This is a genomic window from Cohnella sp., assembly GCF_041641335.1.
Lineage (GTDB): Bacteria > Bacillota > Bacilli > Paenibacillales > Paenibacillaceae > Cohnella.
This window is the reverse complement of record NZ_JBEPYQ010000016.1, coordinates 52,262-65,407: the sequence shown is the minus strand read 5'-3', so window position 1 is coordinate 65,407 and position 13,146 is coordinate 52,262. Positions and strand designations below refer to the sequence as shown.

Annotated in this window: 11 protein-coding genes; 10 read left to right on the top strand and 1 reads right to left on the bottom strand. The window is 56.1% G+C overall.

Annotated features, from left to right (window positions below):
- Window positions 1-6: 6 nt before the first annotated feature.
- The 6 genes from ACESLM_RS07425 (at window position 7) to ACESLM_RS07400 (ending at window position 8,272) form a co-directional block, all read left to right on the top strand.
- A complete protein-coding gene (locus ACESLM_RS07425) occupies window positions 7-909 on the top strand; it encodes a DUF2232 domain-containing protein (protein ID WP_372630937.1) in 903 nt (300 codons plus the stop codon).
- 69 nt (window positions 910-978) lie between these two features.
- Window positions 979-2,943 (top strand): DHH family phosphoesterase, encoded by a 1,965-nt coding sequence (locus ACESLM_RS07420; RefSeq protein WP_372630919.1) that lies wholly within the window; start codon window positions 979-981, stop codon window positions 2,941-2,943.
- A complete protein-coding gene (gene rplI / locus ACESLM_RS07415) occupies window positions 2,940-3,383 on the top strand; it encodes a 50S ribosomal protein L9 (RefSeq protein ID WP_372630918.1) in 444 nt (147 codons plus the stop codon). Before ACESLM_RS07420 ends, rplI begins: the two co-directional genes overlap by 4 nt.
- 4 nt (window positions 3,384-3,387) lie before the next feature.
- Window positions 3,388-4,764 (top strand): replicative DNA helicase, encoded by a 1,377-nt coding sequence (dnaB, locus tag ACESLM_RS07410; protein ID WP_094047180.1) that lies wholly within the window; start codon window positions 3,388-3,390, stop codon window positions 4,762-4,764.
- 181 nt (window positions 4,765-4,945) lie between these two features.
- The gene (locus tag ACESLM_RS07405; protein ID WP_372630917.1) at window positions 4,946-6,235 is read left to right on the top strand and encodes an adenylosuccinate synthase; all 1,290 of its coding nucleotides are present in this window, start codon (window positions 4,946-4,948) and stop codon (window positions 6,233-6,235) included.
- 483 nt (window positions 6,236-6,718) lie between these two features.
- The gene (locus ACESLM_RS07400; protein ID WP_372630916.1) at window positions 6,719-8,272 is read left to right on the top strand and encodes a BCCT family transporter; all 1,554 of its coding nucleotides are present in this window, start codon (window positions 6,719-6,721) and stop codon (window positions 8,270-8,272) included.
- Window positions 8,273-8,290: 18 nt separating this feature from the next.
- On the opposite strand, the gene ACESLM_RS07395 is transcribed toward ACESLM_RS07400, so the two are convergent.
- Window positions 8,291-8,851 carry a GbsR/MarR family transcriptional regulator gene (locus ACESLM_RS07395; protein ID WP_372630915.1) on the bottom strand — a complete coding sequence of 187 codons (561 nt, stop codon included), beginning with the start codon at window positions 8,849-8,851 and terminating at the stop codon, window positions 8,291-8,293.
- A 267-nt stretch (window positions 8,852-9,118) separates the two neighbouring features.
- Here ACESLM_RS07395 and proV point away from each other — a divergent pair, with 267 nt between their 5' ends.
- From proV to rplK, 4 genes are all read left to right on the top strand, one after another.
- A complete protein-coding gene (proV, locus tag ACESLM_RS07390) occupies window positions 9,119-10,327 on the top strand; it encodes a glycine betaine/L-proline ABC transporter ATP-binding protein ProV (protein ID WP_372630914.1) in 1,209 nt (402 codons plus the stop codon).
- 2 nt (window positions 10,328-10,329) lie between these two features.
- On the top strand, window positions 10,330-11,190 hold the full coding sequence (locus tag ACESLM_RS07385; protein WP_372630936.1) for an ABC transporter permease: 861 nt from the start codon (window positions 10,330-10,332) through the stop codon (window positions 11,188-11,190).
- A 5-nt stretch (window positions 11,191-11,195) separates the two neighbouring features.
- A complete protein-coding gene (locus tag ACESLM_RS07380; protein ID WP_372630913.1) occupies window positions 11,196-12,095 on the top strand; it encodes a glycine betaine ABC transporter substrate-binding protein in 900 nt (299 codons plus the stop codon).
- Window positions 12,096-12,443: 348 nt separating this feature from the next.
- On the top strand, window positions 12,444-12,872 hold the full coding sequence (gene rplK / locus ACESLM_RS07375) for a 50S ribosomal protein L11 (RefSeq protein WP_372630912.1): 429 nt from the start codon (window positions 12,444-12,446) through the stop codon (window positions 12,870-12,872).
- Window positions 12,873-13,146 lie beyond the last annotated feature (274 nt).

Sequence of the window (13,146 nt, the reverse complement as noted above, 5' to 3'; positions counted from 1 at the left end):
TTGAAGATGAGCTGGAAGTCGCTCGCTTGGAGCGCGGCGGCGGTATTATTGTTGCTAACCCTGGTAACGCCTTTAAATGCCATTACTTTGTTTCTTGTCATGACGCCCTTCGTCGTTCTATATACGATGTTGGATTTAAGATCGTTCGTTGTGCACCTCGTTCCGATCGGGCTGGCCGTCTTCCTGTTGTCGGGCGCGGCCATGGGAACGATGCTGGTGACGCTGGCTCTGTACTTTCTCGTCCCGGCGATCGCCATGGGGCATCTGTACAAGCGCGGAAGCTCGGCCAGATCGGCCGTTACGGCGGGCTTCGTCATCGTTCTGGCCCAGATGCTGCTCGTGTTGGCGCTCTTCTCCGCACTGTCCAATATCGACATGAAAGCGGAATTAACGGCTATGCTGGCGGACAACTTCAAGCAGTTCGAGACGGCCAATCTGTTCGAAGCGGGATGGGCCGCGGATGCGGCGACCCAGTTCGTCGATTACTTCATGGCGATTCTTCCGATGCTGCTGCTCGTATCGTCGTTCCTCGTTGCGATCGTCACGCACGGGTTGTCCCGACTCTCTCTGCGCAGCGTTCCGTTCGACGCTCCGGCGTTGCCCCAGGCCAAGACCTGGAAGCTGCCGAGGAGCATGGTGCTGTATTTCGCGATCGCGATCATTGCCATGTATGCCATGTCGGAAGAGTCGAGCGGTTATTGGTGGATCGCCGTATCGAACCTCATTCCGATTCTGGAGCTCGCGTTCACGATCCAGGCGATCGGTTTCGTCTTCTTCTTAACGAGCGTCAAGAAATGGCCGAGGGCGATTTCTCTGCTGCTGTGTTTGCCGATTTTGTTTATACCTCATGCGTTTATCATCGGGCTGTTGGACACGGCGTTTCCTATACGGAAATATTTCGAGAAATAAGGCGTTCGTCGGATGAGCGGGCCTGCAGGGGCCGTCTTCCGATAAACATTAGACGGGAGCGGAGCGGGTATGCCCAAGTTTCTCGTGCAGCGCTGGCACGGCATGCATATTGTCTGGGCGCTGGTGCTTATATTCATGATGACCGTCGCTCTCGCCTGGTATCAGTGGCTGCTCGGATTGCTGGGCCTGGTGCTGGGCGGGATCGTCGCCGTATACGGTATTCTCGCGGAGAAGGCGTTCCGGCGAGATCTGGACGACTACGTGCTGACGCTCTCTTACCGAATCAAGAGCGTAGGCAACGACGTGATCGGCCATCTTCCCATCGGGATCGCGATCTTCGACGAGGACCATGAGATCCAGTGGCATAACGCCTACATGTCTACGGTGATCGGCAAAGCTTCGATCGTAGGCGAGTCGCTGTTCGCGAGTTTTCCCGTGCTGCAGCCGTCGGGCAAGGACAAGGAGCCGGGCCACGAGATTACGATCGGCGGCCGGGTGTTCGAGCTTCAACTGAAGGCGAGCGAGCGGGTGCTGTACGTCGTGGACATTACCGAACGCTCTACGCTGAAGAAGCGGTACGAGGAAGAGAAGCTCGCTCTCGGAATCGTCATGATGGACAATCTCGAAGAAGTGGCCCAGGGCATGGACGAGCAGCAGCGCGCGCTTATGCTGTCCAAGGTGACCGGGGAGATCAACGAATGGGCGTTGAAGTACGGTCTGCTGCTGCGCCGGCTGTCGTCGGATCGGTATATGGTCATTACGAAGCAAGGCACCTTGAAGGCTTTGGAGCAGTCGCGGTTCGAGCTGTTGGACGACGTGCGGGAAATTACGATCGAACAGAAGCTGCCGATGACGCTGAGCATCGGCTTCGCGTCCGGTTCGGACGACGTGATCGAGCTCGGGCATCTCGTCCAGGGGAGTCTGGACATCGCGCTCGGCAGGGGCGGCGATCAGGCGGTTGTCAAGTTCGGTCAGCGCCAAAGCTTCTATGGCGGCAAGAGCAACGCGGTGGAGAAGCGGACGAGGGTGCGTGCCCGGGTCATCGCACACGCGCTTCGCGACCTGATGAAGGAAAGCGACAATATTATCGTCATGGGTCACAAAATGCCGGACATGGACGCGATCGGCGCGGCGATCGGGGTGCTGAAGGCGGCGCAGCTGTACGGAAGAGAGGCCTACATCGTGCTCGAAGGCGTCAATCCTTCGATCCAGCGGATGATGGATATGCTGAAGGAAGACGAGAAGCTGATGAAGCGGTTCGTCTCCCCGGAGCAGGCGCTTAACCTGATCGGCAAGCGTTCGCTCGCCGTCGTCGTCGACACGCATCGGGCGACGATGGTCGCCGAACCGCGATTGCTTCAGGCGACCGAACGGATCGTCATCGTCGATCACCACCGGCGCAGCGAGGAGTTCATCGACGAGGCTGTGCTCGTCTACATGGAGCCTTACGCTTCGTCGACGTGCGAGCTGGTGACCGAGCTTCTGCAATACATTCACGAACGCGTCGTGCTCGACATGCGCGAGGCGACGGCTCTGCTGGCCGGCATCACCGTCGATACGAAGAGCTTCGCCTTTCGCACGGGCTCGCGCACGTTCGAGGCGGCCTCCTTCCTCCGCCGCAACGGCGCCGATTCGGCGCTGATCCAGCGGATGCTGAAGGAGGACCTGGACGAATACATCCGCAAGGCGGAGCTGATCCGTCATGCGGAGACGTTCCGCAATTGCATCGCGATCGCGGCGGCCGACTCCGGTAAGCAAGTGCCGCAGCTGCTGATCGCGCAGGCGGCGGATACGCTGCTCAACATGACGGGTATCAAGGCGTCGTTCGTCATCGGCACAAGGCCGGACGGGCTCGTCGGCATCAGTGCCAGGTCTCTGGGACAGATCAACGTTCAGATCGTCATGGAACGGCTCGGGGGCGGCGGCCATTTTACGAACGCCGCGGCTCAGCTGCAGGGCACGATTGCGGAAGCGACCAACAAGCTGAAGCAAGCTTTACAAGAACTCGAAAAGGAAGAGGGGTTATTCGAATGAAAGTTATTTTCCTGCAAGACGTGAAGGGCCAAGGAAAGAAGGGCGAGATCAAGGAAGTATCGGAAGGCTACGCGCGCAACTTCTTGCTGCCTAAAGGGGTCGTTCAGATCGCTACCGAGGGCGCCAAGAAAACGTTGAACCAGCAAGCGGCATCGGCCCAGAAAAAGAAAGACAACGAGAAGAAGGATGCGCAGGAGCTCGCCGCGCGCCTCGGCGAGATGACCGTCGTCATCCAGGCGAAGGCGGGAGAAGGCGGCCGTCTGTTCGGAGCCATTACGAGCAAGCAAATCTCGGAAGCGCTCGAGAAGCTGAACATCTCGATCGACAAGAGAAAGATCGAGCTGGACGATCCGATTCGGGTGCTGGGCGTTACGAAAGTCGCGGTCAAACTGTATCCTGACGTAAAGGGCACATTAAGCGTACAAGTCGTGGAGGAATGATCCGATGAACGGAAACGTGGAGCAGCCGATGCTGTACGACCGCGTCCCGCCGCAAAATATGGAAGCGGAGCAGGCCGTGCTCGGCGCGATCCTGCTGGAAGCCGAAGCTCTCGTCTCCGCCATGGAACGTCTGAAGTCGGATGATTTCTACAGCGTGGCCCATCAGCGCATCTACGACGCGATGGTGGCTCTGAACGACGACAATCAGCCGATCGACCTCGTTACGTTAGCTTCCCGGCTTCAGGACATGGGGCAGATGGAAGAGGTCGGAGGAATTATTTATTTAACGAAGCTCGCCAACGCGGTTCCAACGGCGGCGAATGTGGAATACTATGCAACGATCGTCGAAGAGAAAGCGATTCTTCGCCGCCTGATCCGCACGGCGACGCAGATCGTCTCCAACGGCTATGCGACCGAGGACGACGTAGGCGTGCTGCTGAACGACGCCGAAGCGCGTATCATGGAGCTTTCCAACCGGCGCACGTCCACCGGGTTCATCAGTATTCGCGACGTGTTGATGGAAGTGTTCGAGCGCGTCGAGTTTCTGTATAACAACCGGGGAGGCGTAACCGGCATTCCTTCCGGTTTCGTCGATCTTGACCGGATGACCGCCGGATTTCAAAAGAACGACTTGATTATCGTGGCCGCCCGTCCTTCCGTAGGGAAAACGGCCTTCGCGCTGAATGTCGCGCAGAATGTCGCCGTTCGAGCTTCGGAGACAGTGGCGATCTTCAGTCTCGAGATGTCCGCCGCCCAGCTCGTGCAGCGGATCATCTGCGCCGAATCCAACGTCGATGCCCAACGGATGAGAACGGGCCACCTGGAAGGCGACGATTGGGAGAAGCTGTCGATGGCCATCGGCTCCTTATCGGAAGCGCAGATCTATATCGACGACACGCCGGGCATTACCGTGTCGGACATCCGGGCCAAGTGTCGGCGTCTGAAGAAGGAGAAAGGCCTCGGCATGATTCTCATCGACTACCTGCAGCTCATCCAGGGCCGCGGCAAAGCCGGAGAGAACCGTCAGCAGGAGGTTTCGGAAATTTCTCGTACGCTGAAGCAGATCGCCCGTGAGCTGGAAGTGCCGGTCATCGCGCTGTCCCAGCTGTCCCGGGGCGTAGAGCAGCGGCAGGACAAACGGCCGATGATGTCCGACCTCCGGGAATCGGGCTCGATCGAGCAGGATGCCGACATCGTCGCGTTCCTGTATCGGGACGATTACTACGACAAGGAATCCGAGAAGAAGAACATCATCGAGATCATTATTGCCAAGCAGCGGAACGGCCCGGTCGGAACGGTCGAGCTCGTGTTCCTGAAAAACTTCAACAAGTTCGTCAGTCTGGACCGATCGCATGGCGAAGCCTATGCCGGCAGCGCATAATCCCGTTTATTGAAGCTGAATTCCGAACATTCATATGGGCGGTTGCGGCATTGTTCGTTTTTGCGTTGACTTCCCTCGGTACAGTTGATAAACTAATCATGCTGCCTGATCGCGATTGGCGATAGTCGGGCGGCATTATCATGCCGATGTGCGCCAGACGCATTCGGATGGAGGGATTGCATTGTCAACAGTCGTTGTCGTTGGTACGCAATGGGGAGACGAGGGTAAAGGCAAGATTACCGACTATTTGGCCGAGAAGGCCGACGTCGTCGCCCGTTATCAAGGCGGGAATAACGCCGGGCATACTATTCTCATAGATAACAAGAAATACAAGTTAACAATGGTTCCATCCGGAATTTTCAATCAGAACAAGCTCTGCGTCATCGGGAACGGAATGGTCATCAATCCGGCCGCTCTCGTGGAAGAAATTAAGTACATCCAGGACAACGGATTTTCCACCGACAATTTGAAGATCAGCGACCGCGCCCACGTCATTATGCCGTATCACCTGGTGCTTGACGCCTTGGAGGAAGACCGCAAGGCGGACAACAAGATCGGCACGACTCGCAAAGGCATCGGTCCTTGCTATATGGATAAAGCGGCGCGCAACGGCATTCGGATCGCCGATCTGATGGTGCCGGAAGCGTTCGCGGAGAAGGCCCGCGCCATTATTGCGGACAAAAACCAAGTCATTACCCAAATGTACAGCGGAGAAGCGCTCGATGCGGACGGCATCATCAACGAGTACCTGGAGTTGGCCGAGAAGCTTCGTCCGTACGTGACCGATACGTCGGTCGTCTTGAACGACGCGATCGACACCGGCAAGAAAGTGCTGTTCGAAGGCGCGCAAGGCGTCATGCTCGACATCGACCAAGGAACGTATCCGTACGTGACCAGCTCGAACCCTTCGGCAGGCGGCGTGTGCATCGGCTCCGGCGTCGGCCCGTCCAAGATCCGGGAAGTCATCGGCGTGGCCAAAGCGTATACGACTCGCGTCGGAGACGGTCCGTTCCCGACGGAATTGGACAACGAGATCGGCCAATGGATTCGCGACAAAGGGCACGAGTACGGCACCGTAACGGGACGTCCCCGCCGCGTCGGATGGTTCGACTCGGTCGTCGTCCGCCACGCCCGCCGCGTCAGCGGCATCACGGGACTCAGCCTGAACTCGTTGGACGTACTGACCGGTCTGGACACGGTGAAGATCTGCACGGCCTACAAGTTCCGCGGAGAATTGATGGAGCACTATCCGGCCAACCTGAAGCTGCTGGAGGAGTGCGAGGCGGTGTACGAGGAGCTTCCGGGCTGGAACGAGGACATTTCCGGAGCGAAGCAGATCAGCGATCTGCCGGAGACGACCCAGCGTTTCATTGAGCGCATTACCGAGCTGACGGGCATTCCCATCGCCATTTTCTCGGTCGGCCGCAACCGCGAGCAGACGAATCAGGTCGCCAAGATTTACGGAGAGTAACGACGAAAGAAGCCTTTCGGCAGAGGTGTTGCGTCGGTAAGGAATAGCCGCCGAAGAACCTCAGATCCTTCTTAGCTAAGGGGGGATTTGAGGTTTTTTGGCTGGGGGAATGGACGGAACAATTTAGGGCGGAAAACCCGCGCTAATTTTGTCGAATGGGGAAAATACGCAGATGTAGAGCGGAAAACCCGCTTTAATTTCTCCAAAAACGGGAGAATCGCGGAATAGAGCGGAAAACCCGCTTTTAATTTCTCCAAAACGGGAGAATCGCGGAAATAGAGCGGGAAATCCGCTTTAAATCGATTGAAACTACATCTCTGCTTGTATGGACTGTAGTGCTGTTCAAAAATTAAATCCAAGGTCGATATCCTTCTTCTCATTTCAGTTTGGCGCGAAGCGCTGAACGGCTTTTAGGCGAGGAGTATCAATTCCGCCCGTATCCGGGAACAATAAGCCAGGAAAATACATAAGGGCGGAATGGATATGAAGAACAAGGCTTGGAAAAATCCCGTATTCTCGGTGTCGGCGTCCATATTGATCGTATTAGTGCTGCTGGGGGGCCTTATGCCCGCACCGTTCGGCCGGGTCGCCGGGACGCTGTTCGATTTCACGACGATCAATTTCGGTTGGTTCTATTTGTTGTCGGTATTTCTCATTATTCTCTTCTTGGCGGGATTAGCGTTGAGCAAGTACGGCGCGATTCGTTTGGGCGGGGAAGAGGAGAGACCCGAATTTCCCTTCTTCACCTGGATCGGAATGCTGTTCTCCGCCGGATTCGGCGTGGGGCTCGTCTTCTGGGGAGTGGCGGAGCCGATGAGCCATTACCTCTCGACGCCGTTCGCCGACCTGGAAGGACGGACGGTCGAAGCGGCGAGAGTCGCGATGGGCTACTCCTTTTTCCACTGGGGAATCAGTCAATGGTCCGTGTACGCCTTGGTCGGTCTCGTCATCGCTTTCATGCAGTACCGAAAACAGAAAGACGGACTAATCTCAACGGCGCTGGAGCCCATCGCAGGGCAAAAGCCGGGCGTGAAGAATACAATCGATTCATTTGCGGTAATTGCAACGGTGATGGGAGTCGCCACATCCATCGGATTAGGCGCTCTCCAAATGAATGGCGGATTGAATGCCGTGTTCGGCACCGGCACTTCCTTCTGGGTCCAACTGGCGATCATCGGCGTCGTTTTCTGCGCCTATATGCTGTCCTCAACGACCGGATTGAATAAAGGGATTCGGTATTTGAGCAACTTGAACCTGGTTTTTGCGATCGTGCTTCTTCTCTTTGTATTCGTAACGGGACCTACCTTGTTCATTCTCGAAACTTTCACCCTTGCGGTCGGGGACTACATCTCCAACTTCATCGGTTACAGCTTGCGGCTGCAGCCTTATCGGGGCGGAACCTGGGTTCGGGATTGGACGATCTTCTATTGGGCATGGGCGATTTCCTGGTCGCCGTTCGTCGGGGCTTTTATCGCCAGAGTGTCCAAGGGGAGGACAATCCGGGAATTCATCATGGGAGTCATGACCGTTCCTCCGGCCCTTGCTTGTATCTGGATTGCGGCATTCGGAGGAACGGCGCTGTGGAACGATGCCCACAAAAATGCCGGCATAGCGGACGCCGTACAGATGGATGTTTCCTCGGCGCTTTTTAAGACCTTCGAATTTCTGCCGCTAACGATCTTGTCTTCGGTTCTGTCAATCCTTCTTATTTTGACTTTCTTAGTGACGTCGGCGGACTCCGCGACCTTCATCATGTCCAGCATGACGTCGAAGGGAAGCCGCAATCCGCCGCGGTTCGCCAAGTTCGTGTGGGGAATTCTTATGGCGGCCATTGCGAGCGTTCTTCTTTATGCAGGCGGCCTTGACGCCTTGCAGACCGCTTCGCTGATTTCCGCTTTGCCTTTTACCTTGGTGCTGTTGCTTCTTGTCCTGTCGATTGCGAAGCTCCTAAGGAAAGAACCGCTCCCGATCCGCAAAGCGGACCTGAAGCGGTTCCTCCGTCTTGAGAAGGCCGCAAAGGAAGAAAAGAAGAAATAAACGATGGCCTGCGCTCGTTTATTCCTCTTCCTTCGGCACCCAATTGAAAATATCACCCGACTCGAGCGCGTCGATGAAACGGTCCAGCCATCTGTAATACCGGAGGGCGTGGGCCATTTTCGTCATGTCGTACTCGATCAACTCGGCCAGCTTCTCGTTGTCCGGATCCTGATCGCGCATCTTCCGGAGCTCCGCCATCGACTTGTTCAACGACGACATATTCACTTCCATAGACTTGCGCCACTTGATAGAGAAGTAATCGACGAAATTTTGATGCCAATCTTCTTCGACCTCGTACAGATCTTTTCTGGAGCCTTTACCCCAGATTTTGCTGATCATCTTCAGGTCGACGAGCGTGCGCATTCCCGTGCTGATGCTCGTCTTGCTGAGCCCCATTTCCTCGCCCATCTCGTCCAGCGTAACGGCACCGTCGTGGAAATACATCATGCCGTACAGATGACCGATCGAAGTCGTGACCCCGTATAAATCCATATTGTTGCCGATTGAATCCACGACTCTTCGGCGCGATTTCTCTATGATTTTAATCTGCTCTTCCGATAGTCCTTCGAAAGTCGCCATGCCTTACACTCCTATCCCCGTCTCTCCGCGAGCGGTCGGTGATGCCTGACTTCTATTGTAGAAAAGAGTCGATCGTAAGTAAAGAATACGGTTCGGGAGGATGTTTAAGGAAATGAGAGCATACAGTAAAATAAGTGTGTAAAGTTAAAACTGTACGTTCTATACGATGTTATATCCGTTTTGACCCCTCCGAGACCGGACGTCTACACTTGTAAAAGCGGCTGTACGAGAGAAACAGGAGAGAAACAACGGAAAGGGGGATAAGCGGTGACGGCGATTATAGAAGTTCAAGCTTTAACGAAAGTGTTCGGCAGCGATCCTAAACGGGCGATTCGGCTGCTCGAACAAGGTTGGACCAAGGATCGAATCGCTAAAGAGACGAAGCTCACCGTCGGGGTTAATCGGGTGAGCTTCACGATCGAGCGCGGCGAAATTTTCGTCATTATGGGGTTGTCCGGCAGCGGCAAGTCGACGCTCGTTCGCTTGCTTAACCGTCTGATCGAACCGACGTCCGGGAAGGTGCTCGTCAACGGGACAGACATTGTTCAGCTTAGCGCGGAGCAGCTTCGCGAGATACGACGCAAGACGATCGGCATGGTGTTCCAGAAGTTCGCCTTGTTTCCTCACCGCACGGTGCTGGAAAACGCGGAATACGGCTTGGAGATCCAGGGCGTGCCCAAGGAGCAGCGGAGGAAGAAGGCGATGGAGACACTGGAGCTCGTCGGCCTCGGAGGCTGGGAGCAGAAGCGCCCGGACGAATTGAGCGGAGGGATGCAGCAGCGCGTGGGATTGGCCCGCGGCTTGGCGAACGATCCCGAGATTCTGCTCATGGACGAAGCGTTCAGCGCGCTCGATCCGCTCATCCGCAAGGAGATGCAGGACGAGCTGCTGGAGCTTCAAGCATCGATGAAGAAAACGATCATCTTCATCACGCACGATCTGGACGAGGCGCTGCGCATCGGTGACCGGATCGCGCTCATGAAGGACGGCGCGGTCGTGCAGGTCGGCACGCCGGAACAGATTCTGACCGATCCCGCGAACGAATATGTGGAGCGCTTCGTCGAAGACGTCGATCTGTCGAAGGTGCTGACGGCGTCCCATGTCATGGTGCGCGCCGAGACGATCGCGCCGGATCGCGGACCAAGAGTGGCCTTGCAGCTGATGCGCGACCGGGGCATCTCGAACCTGTACGTAGTCGATAAGGGCCGTCAGCTGATCGGAGCCGTGACCGCCGAAGCTTCGGCGGAAGCGGTGAAGGCGGGCAAAGGCTTGGAAGACATTCTTATTCGAGAGGTGACGACGGTCGGACCGGACGTGCATCTGAGCGAATTGTTCGACGCGGTAAGCGTCGCGAAAATTCCGGTCGCCGTCGTCGACGACAGGAGCAGATTGCTGGGCATCATCATCCGCGGAGCGGTACTCTCCGCCTTGAGCGGCAGCGGCGACCGAACGGGAGCGGGCGGTGATCCGACGTGAGTATGCTTTATTGGCTATCGGCGCTCGATCTGCCGAAAATTCCGATCGGCAAGTGGGTCGAAGCGATCGAGAAATGGCTGGAAGGAAACGCCGGACCGGTGTTCCAGGGCATCAAGGCGTTCATCGGCACGATCGTGAACGGATTGGCGGACGGATTTAACGAGGTTCCTCCGTTGCTGCTGATCGTGCTGTTTACCGGGTTGGCGTATTGGATCGGGCGAACGAGAATCGCGGTCTTCACGCTGCTCGGCCTGTATCTCGTCTACAACCTGGGCTATTGGGAGAACACGATGGAGACGCTGGCACTCGTCTTGACGGCTTCGATCATCTCCATCGTGATCGGGATTCCGCTGGGAATCGCCTGCGCCCGAAGCGATAAGGTGCAGAAGGTCGTAACGCCCGTGCTGGACTTCATGCAGACGATGCCGGCGTTCGTCTATCTGCTGCCCGCGGTCGCCTTCTTCTCCCTGGGCGTCGTTCCGGGCGTCATCGCTTCGGTCATCTTCGGCATTCCGCCGACGATCCGTCTGACGAATCTGGGCATACGCCAAGTCCCCGCCGATCTGGTCGAAGCGGCCGACGCCTTCGGCTCGACGCCGTTGCAGAAGCTGTTCAAGCTTCAGCTTCCGATCGCCGCACCGACGATTATGGCGGGGGTCAACCAGACGATCATGCTGTCGCTGTCGATGGTCGTCATTGCTTCGATGATCGGAGCGCAGGGCGTAGGGGCAGACGTGTACCGCGCCGTGACCCAGGCCAAGACGGGAGTCGGCTTCGAAGCGGGCTTGGCCGTAGTCGTGCTTGCGATCATCCTCGATCGGATCACGCAAAATCTGGTGAAAACTAAACGAAAAGGATCGTGATGAATTTGAAGAAAAGCGTAAATCCGTTGTTGGCAGCCGTACTGGTCTTCGCGCTCGTGCTTGCGGGATGCTCCAAAGAGAGCAACGAGGGCGGAGCGTCGGGTTCCCCGGCGAAAAATAAGGAGATTACGCTGGCCTACGTCGCGTGGGACTCCGAAATCGCCAGCACGAACGTCGTGAAGGCAGTGCTGGAGAGCAAGCTGGGCTACAAGGTGAATATGCTTCAAGTCGACGCGGGTCCGATGTACCTCGGCATCGCGGACGGCAGCGCCGACGCGATGGTGGCGGCTTGGCTGCCGAGCACGCACGGAGAGAACTATTACGAGCCGAACAAGGATAAGTTCGAGGATCTTGGCGTCAACCTCGACGGCACGAAGGTTGGACTGACCGTTCCTTCCTACATGGACATTTCCTCGATTGAGGATTTGAACGGCGACATCGCCCAATCGCTGAACTATACGATTACGGGGATCGAGCCCGGCGCGGGCATTATGACGGCGACGAGCAAGGCAATCGAGGAGTACGGGCTGAAGGATTGGAAGCTGCTGGAGAGCTCGTCCGCGGCGATGGCCAAAGTGCTTCAGGACGCTTACGCCAAGCAAGAGCCGATCGTTGTTACGGGTTGGACGCCTCACTGGATGTTCGCCGAGATGGACCTGAAGTATTTGGAAGATCCGAAGAACGTGTACGGCGGGGACGAGCAGATTCACACGTTGGTCAGATCGGGATTAAAAGCGGATCACCCGGAAGCGTATCTCTTCCTTGACCAGTTCGAATGGACGCCGGCCGACATGGAAGCGGTCATGGTCGACATCTTCAGCGGCACAAGCGAAGAGGAAGCGGCCCGTAAGTGGGTCGAGGCTAACGAGGACAAAGTGAGCAAGTGGATCGAAGGAATTGAATAAAGCAGACTGAGCCGGCGTTGCCCGGAAGGGGCTATCCCAAATGTCAACAATCCGCTCCGAACGGATATGAAGAACAACCGGGGATTCCGGCGTTTTCTCAAGAAAGCAGCAATAGACCAAAAACGCGAAATGGCGGCACAGGGATAACGACCCTGTTGCCGCCATTTTCATGAAATGCTTGTTTTTCTCGCAAGCGAGCTGTTCTCAACGTGAGCTAGAAGTACTTTTGGGCCAGTCTCCTTCGTAGCCTTCTTTTTTGGATTAGCTCTTGAGGTTCACGCAGCGTAATCCTTTAAACTGCACGTTGTGGGACATTCCATATTCAAAACCAAGGTAAGGTGAGGAACAATGGCCAAAAATAAAGAGGTTAAACGAATTCTAAAGCTGGAATTGGAAGCCGGAAAAGCGAATCCGGCAAGAGTAGGTAAGGATCTGGCGCCAACAGGGATAAACTTAATGCAGTTTTGTACGCAATACAACGAACAGACAAAAGGCAAGCTGGGACAAGTGATCCCTGCCGAAATCAAGGTGTATGAAGATCGTTCGTTTGAAATTGTGCTGAAAACTCCACCTGCTTCTTTTCTCCTGAAAAAGTTCGCCGGAGTAGACAAAGGCGCCGCAAAACCGGGAAGCACGGTAGTAGGTTCTATTACGCAGGAGCAGCTGCGGCAAATCGCTGAAATTAAATTGCCGGACCTGAACACGACAAATCTGGAGAGCGCTATGAAAATTATCGCCGGTACGGCTAAAAATATGGGTATCCTTATCGATGGCTAAAGGAAGGAATGCGGCCTGGCGGTCGTCGTCATCGGCGGCCTGACGAGCTCGACTCTGCTCACCTTGTCGTCGTGCCGGTGATGTACGAATTGCTCTACTTCAGGCGTTCCCGCAAACAACGGACGATGACGTCGTCGATGGCGGCGGAAGCGGCTTAACGCGAAGGGCGGTTCCCGAACAGGGAGCCGCTCTTTCTTTCATTCATTCCTATGAATGTTTGCAAGGAGGTTTGCCCATACTAAAAACTATGAAACTCAAGCAGGACGTAGGAGGT